Source organism: Leucobacter sp. PH1c, from assembly GCF_000633415.1.
In the GTDB taxonomy this organism is placed as follows: Bacteria; Actinomycetota; Actinomycetes; order Actinomycetales; family Microbacteriaceae; genus Leucobacter.
Window position 1 is genome coordinate 1 of sequence record NZ_AYMV01000044.1, and the last position, 19,455, is coordinate 19,455.

A 19,455-nucleotide genomic window follows, 5' to 3' on the forward strand; every position below is an offset into this window, starting at 1 on the left:
TCGGGGGGGGGGGGCGTCATGCGGCGCAACACGGTCGGGGCCGCTCGCGCGGTGCGCGATACTGAGGAGGGCGCCGAGACACGGCGGCCACCGGGCGACCGGACGTTCAGGGAGCGCAGCATGACCGAGCCGCAGACGCCGCAGGGCGCCCACCTCGTGGGCAGCATCAACTTCGACGACGCCGAGACGACGATGCGCACGGCGGCCGCAGAGCTCGGCGCCCACCTGAAGCGGATCCCCGACGGCGAAGTGGGGGAGCGCTTCCACTGGATCGTGTTCCAGGCGGACCGGCTCGGCCGCACCCCGGGGATCGACCGGGTGGGCGACACCCCGATCCCGATCCGCACGCTCGATGCGCGCCCCGTGCGTCTCGCGCCCGGCGTGCGCGCCGCGGACCTCACCCTCGCCCCGCTCGGCTACGCGGAGGCCGCGCTCGAATCCTACGCCGTGTTCGCCCGGCTGCAGGACGCGGGCACCATCCCCGCGACGACCCGGTTCCAGGTGTCTCTGCCGACCCCGCTCGGCGTCGTGGGCAGCTTCGTGCACCCGGACGACCGCGCCGAGTTCGAGCCCGTCTACGAGGCCGCACTCGCGGCGGAGCTCGACGAGATCCTCGCGGTGATCCCGCACGAGCGGCTCGCGATCCAGTGGGACGCGGCGCTCGAGTTCGCGATCATCGAGGGCGTGAGCACGCGCGGCGTGCGGCACGAGTGGTTCTCCGAGGTGTGGCCGGAGACGAGCGCGCGGCTGGCCAGGCAGATCGACCGCGTCCCCGCGGACGTCGAGGTCGGTGTGCACCTGTGCTACGGCGACGTGGCCGAGCAGCACTTCGTCGAGCCGGGCGATGCGGCGAACCTCGTCCGCTTCGCGAATCTCGTGCGCGAGCAGAGCGCGCGCGAGCTCACCTGGCTGCACCTCCCCGTGCCGATCGAGCGCGACGACGAGGCCTACTTCGCCCCGCTCGCCGAGCTCCGGTTGCCCGAGGAGACCGAGCTGTACCTCGGCCTCGTGCATCGCGAGGACGGCGCCGCGGGAGCGGAGCGCCGCATCACCGCCGCGCGCAGCCGCGTCTCCCGCCCGTTCGGCGTCGCCACGGAGTGCGGGTTCGGCCGGGCCCCGGAGGGCACGACGGTGCCGCTCTTCGCCGCGCATCGCGAGGTCTCCGCCGCCTGGGCCTGAAGCCGCGCCTCGGGCGGGCCGCCGCCGTCACGAGCCGATGAACGGCAGCGGGATCCCGAGGCCCTTCGCCGCCGCACGCGCGACGAGGAAACCGATGATGCAGAGGATCCACGAGGTGTTCTCCGCGCCCGTGCGCTGGAACCAGGCAGTGAGGCGCTCGAGCGGCTCCGCCACGAGCGGGGCCGCGATGATCCGCGCTGCGAGCAGCACGAGCGCGGGGAGTACCATCACGACGCAGTAGCCCGCCAGGTACGCGAAGCGCTCGGGCATGCCGAGCGGTGAGCCCGCGAGCATCGTCATGCCGATGAGGTAGGGGAGCATCCCCGCGATCTCGATGAGTCCGGCGGCGAGCGCCACGCCCATGACGGCGCCGCCGCTCGCCCGCTCGTCGAGCACGCGCTCCCGCCAGCGCACGATCCGGCCGGTCTCGGGGAGCGGGGTCCCCGCGGCGGCGAGACGTTTGCGGCGGGCGTCGGCCGCCCACACGAGCATCCCGGCAGCGAAGAGCCCGACCCCGACGGCGAGCACGAGCCACTGCCCGAGGGCGCTTTCGAGCACCTCGCCCGCGGCGTCGATCACGTTCACCAGCCCGAGCAGGAAGAGCGCGCCGATCGCGAGGTAGAAGGCCGTGATCGTCGCGAGGTAGGTGAGGATCCGCCCCGTGCGCACCCGCCCGGGAGCGATCAGGAAGAACAGCGGGATCAGGAGCGTCCCGACGCTGAGCCCGTCGATGAGGGCGAGCAGCGCGAGCGCGATGGGGAGGGGCGCGGTGTCCAGGAAGTCCATGCTGCCAGCCTCGCGCGGGCGCAGCGGGCGCGCATCGGCGCAAGGGCGGAGGGGGCCTCATCCCTTGGTCGGAGGCGGACAACACCGCGGCCTGCTTGGATGGGAGCATGACGGTGGAGCGGGATCCGAGCTGGGGTGCGCCGGAGCGGCGAGCGCCCATGCAGCCCTGGCAGATCGCGCTCGTGTACCTCGGAGTCGCGCTCGCGCTCGCCGCAATCGGGCTCGGCGGGATCTGGACGGACCTCTCCCTCCTCCCCGAGCCGGCTTCGCGCTGGTGGACGCTCGCCACCGCGCTCCCCGCGGCCGCAGCGGTGCTGCTCAAGCAGCGCGCGCCGTGGCTCGGCCTCCTGCTCGCGCTTGGCATCGCCGCGGTCGACGTGCTCACCGTGGGCGGGCTCGTGCCGATCTTCGCCGTGCTGGAGCTGCTGCACGCCGGGATCGTCGCCCTGCCGGCCGCCCGTCGTCGCATCGTGCTCCGTGGCATCATCGCGGTGACGGTGCTCGGCGCGCTCGTGGCGCAGGGGGTGACGGGCGACGTGCGAGCGACCGTGCTCATCGGGCTGCAGCTCGGCGCCCTGCTCGGGATGACCTACTGGTACGCAAACTCGGTGGCCCAGTCGGCCGAGCTCGTCGAGCTGTACCGGGAGCGGGCGACGGATCTTGGGCGGCTCGCGCAACTCGATCGGGATCGCGCGGTGGGCGCCGAGCGGGACCGCGTCGCGCGCGAGCTGCACGATGTCGTCGCCGGGCACGTCGCGGCAGTGGCGATCCGGAGCGAGGCGGCGCTCAGCGCGAACGACGCGGCGCCTGGTGGTGGCCCCGGGCCCGGTGCCGGCGCCGGCGCCGCGACGGCAGCCGGCGAGGACCGCGCCGCCCTGCGGGCCGTGCGCGATTCGAGCCTCGCCGCGCACGCCGCGCTCCGCGACCTCATCGGGGTGCTCCGCTCCGACGCGTCCGCGGTGCACGGGGCCCGGATCTCGGCCGAGCCCGGGCGCGCATCCCTGCCGGGGCTCGTCGCCGAGGCCGAGCGCTCGGGCCTCCGTGTGACGCTCGACGACGCGGGGGACGGCTCGCTGACGGCGGCGGCCGATCTCACGCTCGGCCAGGTCGTGCGCGAGGCGCTCGCGAATGCGGCGCGGCACGATGCGGGCGGGCGGGTGCGAGTGCGGGTCGCCCCCGCGCTCGGCGCGGATGGGCGGCCCGGCATCCGCGCGGAGATCGTGACGCGCGGAGGAGCGCCGCTCCCGCACCCCGAGCTGCGGGGCAGCCGGATGGGCCTGCGCCTGCTCGACGAGCGCGTGCGCGCGATCGGCGGGACCTTCTCCGCGGGGCAGCACGGGGCTGCCGGGAGCCGCGGCGCAGCGGGTCCCCGCGGCACTGCCCGCCCCGAGAGCAGCGATGGTGCCGATGTCAGCACCGATGGCAGCACCGACGGCACCAACAGCACTGACGGCCCGGGCTGGGCGGTCTCGGCTTGGCTCCCGAGCGAGGGGACTCCGGATGAGTGACGACCACGACCAGGCGCACGGGAACGGGCACGCGCGGGAGCGCGAGTCGGCGCCGCGCGTGCTCATCGCCGACGACCACGCCATGATCCGCGAGGGGCTCCGCATGATCCTCGAGCGGCAGGGCCTCGTCGTCGTCGGCGAGGCCGCGGACGGCGCGGCGGCCGTCGGGAACGCACGGGCGCTGCGCCCCGACGTCGTGCTCATGGACCTCCGCATGCCGGGAACGGACGGCATCGCGGCCACGCGCCAGATCGTCGCCGAGGGGCTCGCTGCCGTGCTCGCCCTCACGAGCTTCGACGAGGACGAGCTCGTGTTCGCCGCCATCCGGGCCGGGGCCGCGGGGTTCCTGCTGAAGACGACGGAAGCGGCGCCGCTCGCCGAGGCCGTGCGCCGGGTCGCCGCGGGGGAGGGAGTGCTCGATCCTCGGGTCACGCGCCGCGCGCTCGCCGCGCTCGCGGGCACGGATCCCGCCCCGCAGGCCGCGGCCGCCGAGGCGCCGAGGCTGCCCGGACTCGACGCGCTCACCGATCGCGAGCGCCAGGTGCTCGCGGGGCTCGCCGAGGGGTGGGCGAATGCCCGCATCGGCGCGGCGCTCGGTATCTCCGTGCCCACGGTGAAGACCCACGTCTCGAACATCCTCGTGAAGCTCGGCGCCGAGAGCCGCACCCACGCGGTGGCCCTGCTGCGCTCGGTCGGGAGCGGCGCGCCGCCTCGCATAGAATAGGAGGGTTGCGCCGACGGAGAACCGCGTCGGCACCGCCGTGAAAGGACCGCCGTGACCAGTCGTCTCCTCCGTTCGCTCGCCGTCGCCGCATCGGCAACCGCCGCGCTCGCGCTCGGCCTCGCCGGCTGCGCCGCGCAGCCCGCCTCCTCCGGCTCCGATTCGGAGGCCGCGGGCGAGACGATCCGCATGGGCACGCAGCCGTGGCTCGGCTACGGCCAGTGGTACGTTGCCGAGGATCAGGGCTTCTTCGCGGACCGGGGCGTCGATGTCGCGCTGTCGAGCTTCAATGCCGACGCCGATGTGAACGCGGCGCTCGCCGCGAACCGCCTCGACATGGCGAACGTGGGCGCGCAGGCCGCGCTCCAGTTCATCGAGCAGGGGCTCGACGTATCGATCGTGCTGATGCTCGACTCCGCGACGGACGCCGACGCGATCCTGAGCGGCGAGGGAGTGACCGAGGTCGCCGATCTCGCGGGCAAGAAGGTGGCCTTCGAGCGCGGCGCGACGAGCGAGATCCTGCTCGCTGAGGCGCTCGACGAGGCCGGGCTCGACTTCGACGACGTCACGGTCGTCGAGGCGTCCGCGGACAAGGTCGCACCCATGCTCCTCGCGGGCCGGGTCGACGCGGGCGTCACCTACGAGCCGTACATCAGCGAGGCGCTCGGCGCGGGCAAGGGCATCACCGCCGTCGCGACCGCGGGCGAGTTCCCCGGGCTGATCACCGATGTGCTGGTGGTGCGCAACGACGTGCTCGATCAGCGCCCCGACGAGGTGCGCGAGGTGCTCGCCTCCTGGGACGACGCGGTCGCCTACACGGAGCAGCACACCGCCGAGGCGCGCGGCATCATCGCCGCGGGCGTCGGCTCCGACGTTGCCGATCTCGCGACCGCGTTCGACGGGGTGCACTACTACTCGCTTGCGGAGAACCGCGAGCTGCTCACGGGCAGCTACCTCACCGACACGCTCCCCGCGCTCGTGGGCGTCGCTGAGCGCATCGGCCTCCTCACGGAGCCGGTCGAGGCGAAGACCGCGGTCCGCGCAGAGTTCCTCGGCAAGTAACGCGCAGCGTGAGCAGCGGATCCGGATCGAAGCAGCCCCGCAGTCGGCGGCTGCGCATCGGCGCACGCCTGTCGCGGCCCGCGTACGTCGCGACCGCGGTGGCGACGTTCGTCGTGCTCCTCGCCGTCTGGTGGCTCGTCACGGCGCTCGGCCTCGCTGACCCCATGTTCCTGCCCGCGCCGGGCGACGTGCTCGGCGCGGTGGCGGGGCAGGCCGCGAACGGCGAGCTCTGGGCCGACGTCGGCGTGAGCTCGTTCCGGATCCTCGTCGGCTTCGTGCTGGCCACCGTCATGGCGGTGCCGATCGGCACCCTCATGGGCGTGAGCGCCCGCGTCGAAGCGGCGCTCGAACCGCTCATGGACTTCATCCGCTACATGCCGGTCGTCGCGTTCGTGCCGCTGACGATCGTGTGGGCGGGTATCGATGAGGGGCAGAAGTTCCTGATCATCTGGATGGGGACGTTCTTCCAGCAGGTGCTCATGGTCGCCGACGCGGTGCGCCGCACGCCGCGCACGCTCGTGCACCTCGGCGAGACGCTCGGCCTCAGCTGGACGCAGCTCCTCGCCCGCATCGTCGTGCCCTCGGCGATGCCGCGGATCTGGGATGCGCTCCGCGTGACTCTCGGGTGGGCCTGGACCTGGCTCGTGGTGGCCGAGCTCGTCGCCGCATCGAGCGGCATGGGCTTCCGGATCACGGTCGCCCAGCGCTTCTTCGAGACCGACCTGATCATCGGCTACGTCTTCGTACTCGGTATCCTCGGGCTCATCCTCGACCAGCTCATGCGCGCTGCGGGCCGCCGCATGTTCGCCTACCAGGAGGGCCGCGCGTGACCGCCACCCCGCAGCCGCCGCGCATTCGCGCCGCCGGACTCACGAAGCACTTCGGCGCGGTCACCGCGCTCGACGGAGTCGATCTCGAGGTCGGCGAGAACGAGTTCGTGTCGATCGTCGGCGCATCGGGGTGCGGCAAGTCGACCCTGCTCGCGCTGATCGCCGGACTCGAAGAGCCGAGCGCGGGCACCCTCGAGGCGTCCGGGAGCCCGATCACGGGGCCCGGCCGCGACCGGGGCGTGGTGTTCCAGCAGGCCACCCTCATGCCCTGGCTCACGGTGCAGCAGAACGTCGAGTTCGCGCTGCGCGGCGAGCCCGGTCTGAGCCGGGCCGGCCGGGCCGACCGCGCCCGCGAGTTCCTCGGGCTCGTGGGCCTCGCCGGGTTCGAGGCGGCGCACCCGGCGCAGCTCTCGGGCGGCATGCAGCAGCGCGCGGCGCTCGCGCGCTCCCTGAGCTACGGGCCCGATGTGCTCCTCATGGACGAGCCGTTTGGTGCGCTCGACGCGCTGACCCGGCGCACGATGCAGGAGCTCCTGCTTGAGGTGTGGGAGCAGCACCGCCTCACCGTGCTCCTCGTCACCCACGACATCGACGAGGCCGTCGTCACGAGTGATCGCGTCGTCGTGATGAGCCCGCGCCCCGGCCGCGTGCAGCGCATCGTCGACGTGCCGATCCCGCGCCCGCGCACCCTCGCCTCGGAGCGCACCCCCGAGTTCCGCGCCCTCAGCGACGAGATTCTCGGACTCATCCATGGGGGCCAGCCCGGCTGAGCGCGCCCCCGGCGCCACGCAGGCCGGGCAGAGTAAGCTTTCGCCAATGAGATCCTTGGTGACGGCGGTGATCGCGGCGATCGAGGCGGTCGCCGCGGCCGCGCTCGGTCTGACCGTCGTGGTGCTCCCCGCGCTGCTCCTCTGGGCGATCACCTTCGAACTCGCCGCCGAGCCGAGCGCGGTGTTCGCGGGGGCCGCGGCGGTCTGGTCGCTCGCGCACTTCGCGCCCCTCACGCTCGTGCTGAGCCCCGAGCTCGCGCTCGGCTTCGGGCTCCCCGCCGAGCCGCTCACCGTGCTGCTCAGCCTCGCGCCGCTCGGCCTCACGCTGCTCACGGCGCTCCTTGCCGTGCGCGCGGGCTGGCGGCTCGGCGCCCGCGGCGGCACGGGCGCGGCCGGTCTCCTCGGCGGCGCCCTCGGCTTCGGGGCCGCGGCGGGAATCGTCGCGGCGCTTGTCGGCCCGCTGCTGGCCTGGCCCGCACCGCTCGCGGGGCTCATCGCCGGGCTCGTGTACGGTGTGCCCGCGGCGATCAGCTACCTCGTGCGCGCCGCTCGCGACGAGCACCCCTGGTGGCGCAGCAGCGTCCGTTCCGCGCAGCGGGGGCTCGAACGGCTGGGCACCCCGGGTGTCGCGGCCCTGCCGCTCCGGGCGGCCGAGGCGCTCCGCCTCGCCGCGGGCGCCTTCGCCGGGCTCATCGGGCTCGGCGGCGTCACGCTCGCGATCGCCCTGATCGCGGGCTTCGGGGAGATCACGGCGCTGACGCAGCACCTGCAACTCGACCCGCTCGGGTCGATCCTGCTCTTCCTCGTGCAGCTGGCGCTGCTCCCCATTGCGCTCGTCTGGGGGATCGCGTGGCTCACGGGAGCCGGGTTCGCCGTCGGCGCCGGAACCTCGGTCTCGCCGTTCGAGACCCTGCTCGGCCCGCTCCCCGCGCTGCCGCTCTTCGGCGCGATCCCGCAGGGCTGGGGCGCGCTCGGCGCGCTCGCCCCCGCGCTGGTCGTGCTCACGGGCATCGGGGTGGCGGCGCTGCTCGGCCAGCGCTCGGAGCTGCGCCGCGCCTCGTGGCCCGTCGCGCTCGGCGTCGCCGCGGTCGCCGCGGTGCTCACGGGGCTCGGGGTGACGGCGCTCAGCGCGCTCGCGGTCGGCTCGATCGGCCCGGATCGCCTGGCCGAGACGGGCCCGGCGCCCTGGCTCGTGGGCGGCCTTGCCGCCGCGGAGCTCGGCGCCGGCCTGCTGCTCGGCACCGCCGCCGCGCGGATCGATGCCGCACGGGTGCGCGAGATGCTGCCGGAGGGCCTGCCCGGGGTGCTCGGGGGCGACGGCGGACCGCGCGGGGAACGCGCGGCCGGGGCGGCCGCCGACGCGCAGGAGACGGTGCCGCTCACGGGGCTCCCCGCGCTGACGGTGCACGAGCTGCACGAGGTGCGCGCCCCGGGCACCGAAGCCGCGGATCCCGTCGCGGCCGAGTACGCCTTCGCGGTCGAGTACGCGGCTGAGCAGGCGGCCGAGCTCGCCGCCGCGCACATCGCGCAGGACGACGAGGCTGAGGCCGCGAGCACCGAGGCCGCGAGCACCGAGGACGCGAACACCGGCGAGTACGCGGTCCCGCCCGCCCGTGCGGGGCTCGATCCGGAGCCGGCGGAGGCGCCGGCCCCGATCGGGGAGCTCTACGACCAGGAGACCGCGCCCATCGACCCGCTCGACTCGGATGCGCGGGGCGCGGAGGCGGCGCAGGCCGCCGACGGCGACGAGCCCGCGGAGCGGGACCCCGCGGCGGAGCGGGCGGCCCTCGCAGCCTACGCCTGGGACGAGAGCGCGACGGGTGAGGTGGAACCCCCGGAGCGCGATCGCCGCCCGGGTTGGCGTCTGCGGGGCCCCGGGCGCTAGGGTAGAGGCGCAATCCACGGGAGTCCCGACGCGCGGGGCTGAGAGGGAGCACGCGAGCTCCGACCGTTCAACCTGATCTGGTTCATACCAGCGGAGGAAGGAACTCTTCGATGACGCCTGCACACTCTCGTCCTCGGATCGGCGCTCGCGCCGGTCTGCTCGGTCTCACCGCGCTGCTCGGTCTCGGGCTCGCGGGCTGCGCGCCCGCCGAGACCGCGGACACCCGCGCCGTCACCCTCATCGTCCACGACTCGTTCCCGAACGACGAGGTCGCGAAGGCGGCGAGCGAGGCGACCGGCTACGACGTCTCGGTCGTCTCGGCGGGCGACGGCGGCGAGCTCACGAACAAGCTCGTGCTCACGAAGGGCGCGCCGATCGCCGACGCGTTCTTCGGGGTCGACACGATCTTCGCCTCGCGCCTGGTCTCCAACGACGTGGTTGAGCCGTACCGCCCCGCGGACGCCTCGGCGGACTTCGAAGCGCTCGCGATCGGCGCCGACGGGGGCGCCGTGACCGGCGGCGCGGACTTCGCGCTCACCCCGATCGACCAGGGCGCCACCTGCATCAACATCGACCCGGCCTGGTTCGCCGAGCGCAGCCTCGCCGAGCCGAAGAGCTACGAGGATCTCACGAAGCCCGAGTACCGCGACCTCACGGTGCTGCTCGATCCGACCGCGTCGTCCACCGGGGCGTCGTTCCTCGTGGGCACGGTTGCCGCCTTCGGCGAGGACGGCTTCGCCGACTACTGGCAGCGCCTCATCGACAACGGTGCGCGCGTGGAGCAGGGGTGGAGCGACGCCTACAACGGGCAGTTCACCCAGGGCGGCGGAGCCGGCACGAAGCCCATCGTCGTCTCGTACGGCTCCTCGCCGGCGTTCACGGTAACCGAGGACGGCTCCGCCACCACCACGGCGGCGCTGCTCGATACCTGCTCGAACCAGGTCGAGTTCGCGGGCGTGCTCGCGGGCGCCGCGAACCCTGAGGGCGCGCGCGCCGTGCTCGACTACCTCGTCTCCGCCGAGTTCCAGGCCACCATCGCCGACGCGATGTACATGTACCCGGTCGATACCTCCGTAGCGCTCCCCGAGGCCTGGGCCGAGTTCGCGTCCACGCCGGAGGCCGCGCAGCTGCACGATCTCCCGAGCGCCGAGATCGAGCGCGGCCGCGAGGGCTGGCTGCAGACCCTGAGCGAGCAGATCGGACTCTAGCGTGCGCGCAGCGGCATCGCGCGGCGGGCCCTGGGGCGTCGCCGCCTGGGTGCTCGCCGTCGCGGTGCCGCTCGCCTTCCTCACGCTCTTCTTCCTCTGGCCCGTCGTGGCGCTCGTCGCGACGGGGCTCACGACCGACGGCCGGATCGACCTCAGCGGGATCGGCGAGGTCTTCGGGCGGGCGCGCACGTGGCGCGTGATCGGCCAGACCCTCACGCAGGCGGGCCTCGCCACGGCGGTGTCGGTAGTGCTCGGCGTCCCCGCGGCGTTCGTGCTCTACCGCCTCGATTTTCCCGGACGCACGGCGCTGCAGGGCCTCATGACGGTCCCCTTCGTGCTCCCGACGGTCGTGGTCGGCGGCGCGTTCTCGGCGCTGCTCGGCCCGGGCGGTCCGCTCGCGAGCTGGGGGCTCGAACGCAGCCTCGCCGCGGTCGTGGCGGCGCTTGCGTTCTTCAACGTGACGGTCGTGGCGCGCACGGTCGGCGCGTTCTGGGCGCGGCTCGACGAGCGCGGGGCGCAGGCCGCGCGCGTCCTCGGCGCGACCCGGCTGCGCGCCTGGTGCACCGTCACGCTTCCCGCACTCGCTCCCGCGCTCGCCTCGGCGGCGGCGCTCGTCTTCCTGTTCTGCTCCACCTCGTTCGGGATCGTGCTCATCCTCGGCGGCCGCGAGTTCGCGAACGTCGAGACCGAGATCTACCGCATGACGGTGCAGTTCCTCGATCTCCGCGGCGCGGCCGTGCTCTCGCTCGCGCAGTTCGCGCTCGTCGGCGCAGTGCTGCTCGTCTCCGCGCGTCTCCGGCGCTCGGGGGAACGGGCGGTGGAGCTCGCACCCGAGGGCGGGCGGGGGCGCCGGCCGCTCCTCCGGGACACCCCCGTGATCCTCGTCTTCGCGGGGACCGTGCTGCTGCTCCACGCGGTTCCCGTGCTGACGCTCGTGCTCCGCTCGCTGCGCGCGTCCTCGGGGGAGTGGACGCTCGCCAACTACGCGGCGCTCGTGCGCCCGCCCGACGGCTTCCCCATCGCGGGCTCCGTGCTCGGCGCCGTGGGCCGCTCCGCGAGCACCGCGCTCATCGCCGCGCTCATCGCGATGGTGCTGGGCGTGCTCATCGCGCTCGTGCTCTCCCGCCGCCCGCAGTCGCGGGTGCTCCGCCGCGGGCAGCACCTCTTCGACGGGCTCGTCATGCTGCCGCTCGGCGTCTCCGCCGTGACGCTCGGCTTCGGTCTGCTCCTCACGATGCACCGGCCGCTCGGGATCGGCCTCGATCTGCGCACCTCCGCAGCGCTGATCCCGATCGCGCAGGCGCTCGTCGCCCTGCCGCTCGTGGTGCGCGTGCTGCTCCCCGTGCTGCGGGGCATCGACCCGGGCCTCCGCTTCGCGGCGACCACGCTCGGCGCCCGGCCGGCCGTCGTGCTCGGCACGATCGAGCTGCCGCTGCTCGGGCGCTCGGCGGGGCTCGCGCTCGGGTTCGCCTTCGCGGCGTCGCTCGGCGAGTTCGGCGCGACCTCGTTCCTCGTGCGGCCGGGGGAGCCCACGCTTCCGGTCATTGTGGCCGAGCTCATCGGCCACCAGGCCCCCGGCGCGTACGGTGCGGGACTCGCGGGCGCGGTCGTGCTCGGACTGCTCACCGCCGGCGCTATGCTGATCGCCGAGCGGCTGCGCACGGATCGTTTCACGAGGACGCCGGGCGCGGGCTCCGCGGCGGGCTGGGCCGCGTGAGAGGAGAGATGAGCACGTGAGCATGGACGCACTGGATGCCGTGGTGATCGATGGCCGCTCGGGATCGGGGAAGACATCGCTCGCCGATCGGCTGGCGAGTCGCATGCGGGGCGTCGGGCGCGAGGCCCAGATCCTCCGGGTGGAGGACCTCTACCCGGGGTGGGATGGACTGCGCGAGGGATCCGTGGCCGTCGCCGCCGCGCTCGATCGCGGGCGCTACCGGCGCTACGACTGGCACGCGGAGGAGTTCGGCGAGGAGATCGCGCTCGCGAGCCGCGGTCCGCTCATCGTGGAGGGCTGCGGCGCGGTCACGTCGGAGAACCTCCGCGCCGTCGCCGACTGGGCGCGGCGCACCGCGGGGAGCCCCGCGCCCCGCGCCGCCGCACCCGACGCCGTGGCGCCGCGGGTGTGGAGCGTCTGGCTCGAGCTCGATCACGCGGAGCGGCGCAGCCGCGCGCTCGCGCGCGACGGCGAGACCTTCGCCCCGCACTGGCGGCGATGGGCGGCGCAGGAGGACGACCACTACGCGGAGCACGAGCCGTGGCGGCTCGCGGACGAGGTGCTTCGCGGCTGAGCCCGCGCGGGCGGTTCGTCGGTCGCGTCGCCTTGTAGACTGGGGGCGTGCTGAAACTCGCAGTTCTGATCTCCGGCAGCGGCAGTAACCTCAAGGCGCTGATCGACGCCGCGGCGGACCCGGAGTTCCCCGCGCAGATCGTCTGCGTCGGCTCGGACACCGACGCCCCGGGCCTCGCGCACGCGACCGCGGCGGGGATCCCCACCTTCGTCGTGCGCCCGAGCGATTCCGACTCGCGCGACGAGTGGGGCCAGCTCCTCGCCGCCGCGATCCAGGAGCACGGGGTCGGCACCGGCCCGAACCCGGGCCTCGTCGTCTCGGCCGGGCTCATGCGGATCCTGCCGCCCGGTTTCGTCCGCGCGTTCTCCCCGCACCTCATCAACACGCACCCCGCCCTCCTGCCGCTCTTCCCGGGAGCGCACGCGGTCCGCGACGCGCTCGCGGCCGGCGCCTCCGAGACGGGGGTCACCGTGCACGTGATCGACGAGGGCGTCGATACCGGTCCGGTGCTGCGCCAGATCGCCGTTCCCGTGCGCCCCGGCGACACGGAGGACGAGCTCCACGAGCGCATCAAGCAGGAGGAGCGCCCGCTCCTCGTCGCGACCGTGCGCGCGATCGCGGAGGGCGCGCTGACGCTCCCCGCGGATTCCGAACGCCCCTAAGTCCCGCCCCCTCAATCAAGGAGCCTGATGGCAGTCCAGAGCCACGATCCCAGCCTGTACGAGCACCGCGACCAGATCCCCGTGCGCCGCGCACTCATCTCGGTGAGCGACAAGACCCGGCTCCTCGACCTCGCGGCCGCGCTCGCCGCGGCGGGCGTCGAGATCGTCTCGACCGGGTCGACCGCGGCCACCATCCGCGAGGCGGGCCACGCCGTCACCGACGTCGCCGAGGTGACCGGCTTCGCCGAGGCGCTCGACGGCCGGGTGAAGACCCTCCACCCCGCAGTGCACTCGGGGCTGCTCGCCGATCTGCGGCTCGCGGACCACCGCGCCCAGCTCGCTGACCTCGGCTTCGCGCCGTTCGAGCTCGTGGTCGTGAACCTGTACCCGTTCGAGGAGACCGTCGCGTCGGGCAAGCCCGCGGCCGACGTGATCGAGAACGTCGACATCGGCGGCCCCGCCATGGTGCGCGCGACCGCCAAGAACCACGCCAACGCGGCGATCGTCGTCTCGCCCGGCCGCTACGACGAGGTCATCGCGGCCGTCGCCGCGGGCGGCACCGACCTCGCCCTGCGCCGCTCGCTCGCGACGGAAGCCTTCGTGCACACCGCGCAGTACGACGCTGCGGTGGCCAACTGGTTCCTGGATCAGGAGGATCTCGAGTGGGGCGACGCGCCGGCACCCGAGCTCCCTGAGGCGGGCGACGACGTGGACAGCATCTTCGAGGCGACCGACGGCTACGTCGGCTACGAGGTGTTCGGTCTGCGCGAGGCGGTGCTCCGCTACGGCGAGAACAGCCACCAGCGCGCCGCGCTCTTCACGGAGAACGAGGGTGCCGGCATCGCTCAGGCGACCCAGCTCCACGGCAAGGAGATGTCCTACAACAACTACGTGGACGCCGACGCCGCGCTGCGCGCCGCCTACGACCACGAGCGTCCGGCCGTGGCGATCATCAAGCACGCCAACCCCTGCGGGATCGCGGTCGCGCCCGAGGGCGCTGCCGACCCGATCGCGGCGGCGCACGAGCTCGCGCACGCCTGCGACCCCGTCTCGGCGTTCGGCGGCGTGATCGCGGCCAACCGCACGGTGACGCGGGCGATGGCCGAGACGGTCGCGGAGATCTTCACCGAGGTGGTCGTCGCCCCGGCGTTCGAGCCCGAGGCGCTCGCGATCCTGAGCCAGAAGAAGAACATCCGCCTCCTGGTGCTCCCGGAGGACTTCAGCGCGAACCCCGTCGAGCTCCGCCAGGTGTCCGGCGGCTTCCTGCTGCAGGACGCGGACCGCAGCTTCGCTCCCGCGGCCGAGTGGACGCTTGCCACGGGCGAGCCGGCCGACGCTGCGGTGCTCGCGGAGCTCGAGTTCGCGTGGCGCGCGAGCCGCGCGGTGAAGTCGAACGGCATCATCCTCACCTCGGGCGGCGCGTCCGTCGGCGTGGGCATGGGCCAGGTCAACCGCGTCGACTCGTGCCGCCTCGCGGTCGAGCGCGCGGGGGAGCGCTCGCGCGGTGCGGTGGCCGCATCCGACGCGTTCTTCCCCTTCGCCGACGGGCTCCAGGTGCTCCTCGACGCGGGCGTCACCGCGGTCGTGCAGCCCGGCGGCTCGGTGCGCGACGCCGAGGTGATCGCGGCGGCCGAGGCGGCCGGCGTGACGATGTACTTCACCGGCGAGCGCCACTTCTTCCACTAAGACGTTTCGCCGCCGCACCCGCGTCGGCACCCCTCCTGAGAGCACCGACCCCCGCGGGGGAGAACGGATAAGAACATGGAAATCGTCAAGGGCATCCTCGTGGTGCTGCACCTCGTCGGCTTCGGCGCGGTGTTCGGCAGCACGCTCGCGCAGCTGTCGTTCGTCAAGGCGGGCCGCGCGCGCATCACGCCCGGGATCCTCCACGGCGCGACTCTGCTGTTCGCGACGGGCCTGCTGCTCGTCGCGTCGATCTACATGCTCGGCGGCAGCCCGAACAACGCGAAGATCGGGGTGAAGACGCTGGTGCTCATCGGCCTCATCGTCGTGATCCTGGTGAACCGCAAGAAGGAGAACGTGTCGGGCGGGGTGCTCGGCGCCATCGCCGGCCTGTCGCTGCTCAACGTGGCGCTCGCGGTGCTCTGGCACTAGACGGCGACCTCGAACGCGCACGGGGCGCGGGAGCAGATCTGCTCCCGCGCCCCGTGCGCGTTTCGGGACCGGATCAGCCCGCGGCGCGGGTGAGGGCGCCGATCTGCGTGCCCGCCTCGTCGAAGACCGTCAGGGTGTCGCCGCTGAGCTCCGCGGTGTGGCCGCGCGAGAGCCACGTATCGACGCCCTCGCAGTACATCATGGTGGCGCGCATGACGCCGAGCTCGATCGTGCCGTCCGCCTCGGTGTAGCTGCCGCCGATCGTGTTGCAGCCGTCGCTGCCCGCGTACTCGCCCGCGGCGCCGTCGCCATCGGGCGTGAAGACGAGCGCGGGCTCGCCGGGCGTCTCAGGTTCGCCCCAAGAACCGGCGAGTGAGGTCGCGGGCGAGGAACAGGCCGCGAGGAGGAGGGAAGCGGTGAGCGCGGTGAGCAGCGCGCCCGCGCGCAGAGTCCGAGTCTTCATGCGGCCAGTGTAGGGCACTCGCAGCTGTGTGAGAGAGAGTTCACGGAGGGTTCGCAGGCCTGCCACGGACTCCCCGGAAACGACGGCGGCGGGGCGGCGGGCCCGTTCAGACCCTCCGCCCCGCCGCTCCGCAGTTCGGCTCGTGCCGCGCGGCCTAGCGCCAGCGCGCGCCCCAGCTGCGGGACTCGCCCGCGGGAGCGATGGCCTGGGGCACCCCGGCCGGGTTGTCGTCGCGGAGCGCCTCGGGGAGGAAGGCCGCAGGAGCGTTCTGGTACGCGACGGGGCGCATGAAGCGGCTGATCGCCGCGGTGCCCACCGAGGTGCTCGCATCGTTCGTGGTCGCGGGCCAGGGGCCGCCGTGCTGCTGCGCGGGGGTCACCGCGACGCCCGTCGACCAGCCGTTGAAGAGCACGCGGCCCACCTGCTGGCTGAGCGCTGCGACGAGGGCGCGCAGCTCGTCCGCGTTCGCGGTCTCGCCCGTGGCCTCCTCGGCGCTGAGGTGCAGCGTGCCCGTCAGGTTGCCCTCGAAGAACTCGGGCATGAGCGACGCGAGGTCGGTGCCCGCGGGCACCTCGACAACGATCGAGAGCGGTCCGAAGGCCTCCTCGGAGAGCGCGGCGGCGCTGGCGCGGAAGCCGTCGAGCGGAACGGCGACGACGGTCGGGGTGGCCCAGCCCTGGCCCGCCTCGTCGAAGCGGATCCCGCCCGCGACGACGGGGGTGACGCCCGCGGAGCCGAGGATCGCGGAGCGGCGCTCCTCGAAGCTGCGGGCGATGCGCGGGTCGAGGAGACGGTGCTCGGGGAAGTCGCCCGCGGCGGCGCGGATCGCGTCGGGAAGCGCGGAGCCCGCGGGGGCGAAGACGAAGCCGGGCTTGGTGCAGAGCTGGCCCGCGGAGCCGGAGACGCTCGTGAGGAACCCGTCCGCGATCTCCGCGGCGCGCTCGTCGATCGCCGCTCCCGTCACGAACACGGGGTTCACGGAGCCGAGCTCGCCGAAGAAGGGGATCGGCGCGGGGCGGCTCGCCGCGATGTCGGCGAGCAGGCGGCCGACCGCGATCGAGCCCGTGAACGCGCCGGCCTTGATCCGGGCGTCCTTGAGTACCTGGACTCCGGCTTCACGGCCGTGAATGAGCTGGAAGGTGCCCTCCGGCATCCCTGCGCCCGCGAGCGCCGCGGTCGCGACGGCTGCGGTGGCGTCCGAAAGCTCGGGGTGGCCCGAGTGCGCCTTCACGATCAGGGGGCAGCCCGCGGCCAGCACGGCGGCGGAGTCGCCGCCCATCACGGAGAACGCGAACGGGAAGTTCGAGGCGGAGAAGTTGATGACGGGGCCGAGCGGCAGGTGCGTGCGGCGGATGTCGGGGCGGACACCGAGCGCGAAATCGGAGTCTGCGGGGTCGATGCGGGCATCGAGGTAGTCGCCGTCGACGAGCGTGTCCGCGAAGAGACGCAGCTGCACCGCGGTGCGGGTGACCTCGCCCGTGAGCCGCACCTCGGTGAGCCCCGTCTCGCGCATCGCGATGGCGACGAGATCCTCGCGGTTCGCCTCGAGCGCGTCGGCGACGGCGACGATGGCGCGGGCACGGTCCTCGGGGCGGGTCGCGGCGAAGGCCGGGGCGGCCGCGGCGGCGCGCGCGACGACGGCCTCGAGTTCGGGGGAGAGGGTCTCGGTCATGAGCTTCCTTTTCACGAGTGTGGGGACGCGGTGCGGCATCGCACCGCCGGAGGTACTGCCATGTGCAATTGTATAGCGCTCGAAGCGGCGGGGCCAGGGCTCCCGGATGGGCAGCGCGCGGCCGTGCCCAGTCTCTCACGGGTGCAGTCCGCCGCGGCTGCGCAGCTTGAACGGTGCCCGGGAGCGCGGGTGTGCGGAAGTGCGAATTTCGGCACGTCGGGGTGGCGCGGGGCCTCGCGACGCGCCGAATCGCGCTCGCGTTAAATCATCAGATCAAGGTAAGGGTATGCTGAATCGCCGCGCGTGCGGCGCCCCGCTCCCATTCCTTGGAAGGACCCCCGTGAATCCTCAGCATCGCGTACGCCGCAGTGCACGCCCCGCCGCGGCGCTCGCCGCCCTCGCGCTCGCCGTCCCGGCAGGGATGCTCTCAGCCGCGCCCGCGCAGGCGGCGCCGGAGCCGGCCCCCGCACCCACCGCGGCCGAGCGCGCAGCGATCAGCGCGGATCGCACGATCACCGGCCCCGAGGGCTCGGCCTTCGGTTCGACGGCCTCGCAAGCGCGGTGCGATGTCAACGGCGACGGCGTGCCGGATCTGGCGGTCGGCACCTACGCCACCTTCGACCTCACGCCCGGCGCCACCGGCGCCTACGTGCTGCTCGGGGCGGACGCCGCGGGACCGTCGGCGGGGATCGACGAGCTCGCGCCCATCCGGATCATCGATACCTCCCGCAACATGATGGGCGGGCTCGACGTGCGCTGCGCAGGCGACGTGAACGGCGACGGCATCGACGATCTCGTCGCGGTGGCGCAGGCGGCCGGGGCATTCATCGTCTTTGGCTCCCACGACTTCGGCGACGTTCGGCTCGACGAGCTGGGCGACCGCGGCCGCACCGTGCTCGGCGGGATCACTCGCGCGAACGGCGTCGGCGATATCGACGGCGACGGCCGCGACGAGATCGCGGTGACCGACACGAGCGGCGCGGTCACCATCCTGAACGCGGAGACGCTCCCCGCGGAGTCGGCGCTCGCCGACACAGCGGGGCCGCGGATCGCCGGGGCGGGCATCGACCTCGTCTCCGTGAGCCGCGCGGGCGACATGAACGGCGACGGGCGCGAGGACCTCGCGGTGGGCTCGTCGTCGTGGCGCGCTCCCGGCTCGGCGGGCTTCGCCACGGGCGCGATCTGGGTACTCACCGACCTGAGCGCCGACGTCACCGTCGGTACCGACCCCGTCCCGGGCTTCCGCATCGACGGGCCGCCGCGAGGCTACGACCTGCTCGGCACCTCGACCGTGGGCCTCGGCGACATCACGGGAGACGGGTACGCGGATCTCCTGATCGGCGGCGAATCGGATGATCCCAAGCCGGGCAGCGCCGTCGTCGTGACGGGCGGGCCCGACGGCGTGAACGTGCTCACCGATCCGCTCGCCGACTCCGGAGCGGCCGTGCGCTCGGCGGCCGACGGCGCGCAGCGCGGCTGGTGGCTGAACGGGATCGCCTCAGGCGACCACTTCGGTCACGCGGTCGGCGCCGTGCCGATGGACGGCTGGGCGATGCTGCTGGTCGGCGCGATGGACGGCGCCCCCGATGCCGCGCAGACGGGCTCCGGGTATGCGGTCGCAATCGACTCGCGGGCGCTGCGCGACGGCCGCGCGGGTGCTTCGGCGGCCGGCGTGTTCGAGGCCGCCTCGCTGCTCGCCGGGGCGCCGGCGCCCGCATCCGCGGAGGTGGCTCCTGCTCAGGGCGCTGAGGCGCGCATCGACGGCGCGACGCTCATCCCCGGCGGCAGCGCCGATGCCCACCTCGGCCGCTCCTTCGCCGACCTGACCGTGGACCGTGCGGCGGATCGCGTCGTCTTCGCGGCGGGCGCACCCGCGCTCTTCAGTGATGCCGCGCCCGCCGTGCGCATCCTCGAGCTGACGGCACCGGCGGCCGAGATCACTCCGGAGCCCAAGCCGGAACCGAAGCCGGAGCCCGAACCCAAGCCGGAGCCGAAGCCGGAGCCCAAGCCGGAGCCGAAGCCCGAACCCGAGCCGAAGCCCGAGGTGACGTCCGGTGCGGGCGCCGCCGGTGCGGGCGCCGACGCCCCGCTCGCGCAGACCGGCGGCTCGGCCGACGGCCTGTGGCTCGCTGCGGGGCTCGCCGTGCTGGGCGCCGGGGGCGGGGCCATCCTGCTCGCGACCCGCAGCACCGCGCGACGTCGCGCGACGTCGATGGACGTCGACTAGCAACTGGGGCTCGATTCCGCGGGGCGGGGCGCGGCCGTGCGCCCGCGGAATCGAGGCCGCACCGAAGAACGCCGCT

The 19,455-nt window shown here is 74.0% G+C and carries 17 protein-coding genes and 1 riboswitch; of the genes, 14 read left to right on the forward strand and 3 right to left on the reverse strand.

Features of this window, described 5'->3' with window-relative positions; translation table 11 throughout:
- Positions 1-120 precede the first annotated feature (120 nt).
- Positions 121-1,179 (forward strand): hypothetical protein, encoded by a 1,059-nt coding sequence (locus tag U874_RS0112665; RefSeq protein WP_025134908.1) that lies wholly within the window; start codon positions 121-123, stop codon positions 1,177-1,179.
- A gap of 27 nt (positions 1,180-1,206) precedes the next feature.
- Here U874_RS0112665 and U874_RS0112670 read toward each other — a convergent pair whose 3' ends face one another.
- Positions 1,207-1,965 (reverse strand): GAP family protein, encoded by a 759-nt coding sequence (locus U874_RS0112670; RefSeq protein WP_051582924.1) that lies wholly within the window; start codon positions 1,963-1,965, stop codon positions 1,207-1,209.
- A 107-nt stretch (positions 1,966-2,072) separates the two neighbouring features.
- Here U874_RS0112670 and U874_RS0112675 point away from each other — a divergent pair, with 107 nt between their 5' ends.
- The 12 genes from U874_RS0112675 to U874_RS0112730 all read left to right on the forward strand — a co-directional run bounded on the left by U874_RS0112675 (position 2,073) and on the right by U874_RS0112730 (position 15,017).
- Positions 2,073-3,473 (forward strand): sensor histidine kinase, encoded by a 1,401-nt coding sequence (locus U874_RS0112675; protein ID WP_025134910.1) that lies wholly within the window; start codon positions 2,073-2,075, stop codon positions 3,471-3,473.
- The gene (locus U874_RS0112680; protein ID WP_025134911.1) at positions 3,466-4,197 is read left to right on the forward strand and encodes a response regulator transcription factor; all 732 of its coding nucleotides are present in this window, start codon (positions 3,466-3,468) and stop codon (positions 4,195-4,197) included. Before U874_RS0112675 ends, U874_RS0112680 begins: the two co-directional genes overlap by 8 nt.
- 51 nt (positions 4,198-4,248) lie before the next feature.
- A complete protein-coding gene (locus U874_RS0112685; protein ID WP_025134912.1) occupies positions 4,249-5,256 on the forward strand; it encodes an ABC transporter substrate-binding protein in 1,008 nt (335 codons plus the stop codon).
- Between the two features lie 8 nt (positions 5,257-5,264).
- Positions 5,265-6,086, forward strand: a complete 822-nt coding sequence (locus U874_RS0112690; RefSeq protein ID WP_025134913.1) for an ABC transporter permease — start codon at positions 5,265-5,267, stop codon at positions 6,084-6,086.
- Entirely contained in the window at positions 6,083-6,856 is a 774-nt protein-coding gene (locus U874_RS0112695; protein WP_025134914.1) for an ABC transporter ATP-binding protein, read from the forward strand. The genes U874_RS0112690 and U874_RS0112695 overlap by 4 nt, the downstream gene beginning before the upstream one ends.
- Before the next feature lie 46 nt (positions 6,857-6,902).
- On the forward strand, positions 6,903-8,741 hold the full coding sequence (locus U874_RS0112700) for a DUF6350 family protein (RefSeq protein ID WP_157834261.1): 1,839 nt from the start codon (positions 6,903-6,905) through the stop codon (positions 8,739-8,741).
- 6 nt (positions 8,742-8,747) lie between these two features.
- Positions 8,748-8,857, forward strand: a riboswitch (TPP riboswitch).
- A complete protein-coding gene (locus tag U874_RS0112705; protein WP_025134916.1) occupies positions 8,852-9,949 on the forward strand; it encodes a thiamine ABC transporter substrate binding subunit in 1,098 nt (365 codons plus the stop codon). Its footprint overlaps the riboswitch before it by 6 nt.
- Position 9,950: 1 nt before the next feature.
- Positions 9,951-11,666, forward strand: a complete 1,716-nt coding sequence (locus tag U874_RS0112710) for an iron ABC transporter permease (RefSeq protein WP_025134917.1) — start codon at positions 9,951-9,953, stop codon at positions 11,664-11,666.
- Positions 11,667-11,688: 22 nt separating this feature from the next.
- Positions 11,689-12,240 (forward strand): hypothetical protein, encoded by a 552-nt coding sequence (locus U874_RS0112715; protein WP_025134918.1) that lies wholly within the window; start codon positions 11,689-11,691, stop codon positions 12,238-12,240.
- Between the two features lie 47 nt (positions 12,241-12,287).
- Entirely contained in the window at positions 12,288-12,902 is a 615-nt protein-coding gene (gene purN, locus U874_RS0112720) for a phosphoribosylglycinamide formyltransferase (RefSeq protein ID WP_025134919.1), read from the forward strand.
- Positions 12,903-12,929: 27 nt separating this feature from the next.
- Entirely contained in the window at positions 12,930-14,588 is a 1,659-nt protein-coding gene (purH, locus tag U874_RS0112725; RefSeq protein WP_025134920.1) for a bifunctional phosphoribosylaminoimidazolecarboxamide formyltransferase/IMP cyclohydrolase, read from the forward strand.
- A gap of 75 nt (positions 14,589-14,663) precedes the next feature.
- Positions 14,664-15,017 carry a hypothetical protein gene (locus U874_RS0112730; protein ID WP_025134921.1) on the forward strand — a complete coding sequence of 118 codons (354 nt, stop codon included), beginning with the start codon at positions 14,664-14,666 and terminating at the stop codon, positions 15,015-15,017.
- A 73-nt stretch (positions 15,018-15,090) separates the two neighbouring features.
- On the opposite strand, the gene U874_RS0112735 is transcribed toward U874_RS0112730, so the two are convergent.
- Together U874_RS0112735 and U874_RS0112740 are read right to left on the reverse strand one after the other, a co-directional pair.
- On the reverse strand, positions 15,091-15,480 hold the full coding sequence (locus U874_RS0112735; RefSeq protein ID WP_025134922.1) for an META domain-containing protein: 390 nt from the start codon (positions 15,478-15,480) through the stop codon (positions 15,091-15,093).
- A 154-nt stretch (positions 15,481-15,634) separates the two neighbouring features.
- Positions 15,635-17,152, reverse strand: a complete 1,518-nt coding sequence (locus U874_RS0112740) for an aldehyde dehydrogenase (NADP(+)) (protein ID WP_025134923.1) — start codon at positions 17,150-17,152, stop codon at positions 15,635-15,637.
- A 340-nt stretch (positions 17,153-17,492) separates the two neighbouring features.
- Between U874_RS0112740 and U874_RS0112745 the strand changes: the two genes are divergently transcribed.
- Entirely contained in the window at positions 17,493-19,379 is a 1,887-nt protein-coding gene (locus U874_RS0112745; protein WP_025134924.1) for a VCBS repeat-containing protein, read from the forward strand.
- The last annotated feature ends 76 nt before the right edge of the window (positions 19,380-19,455 follow it).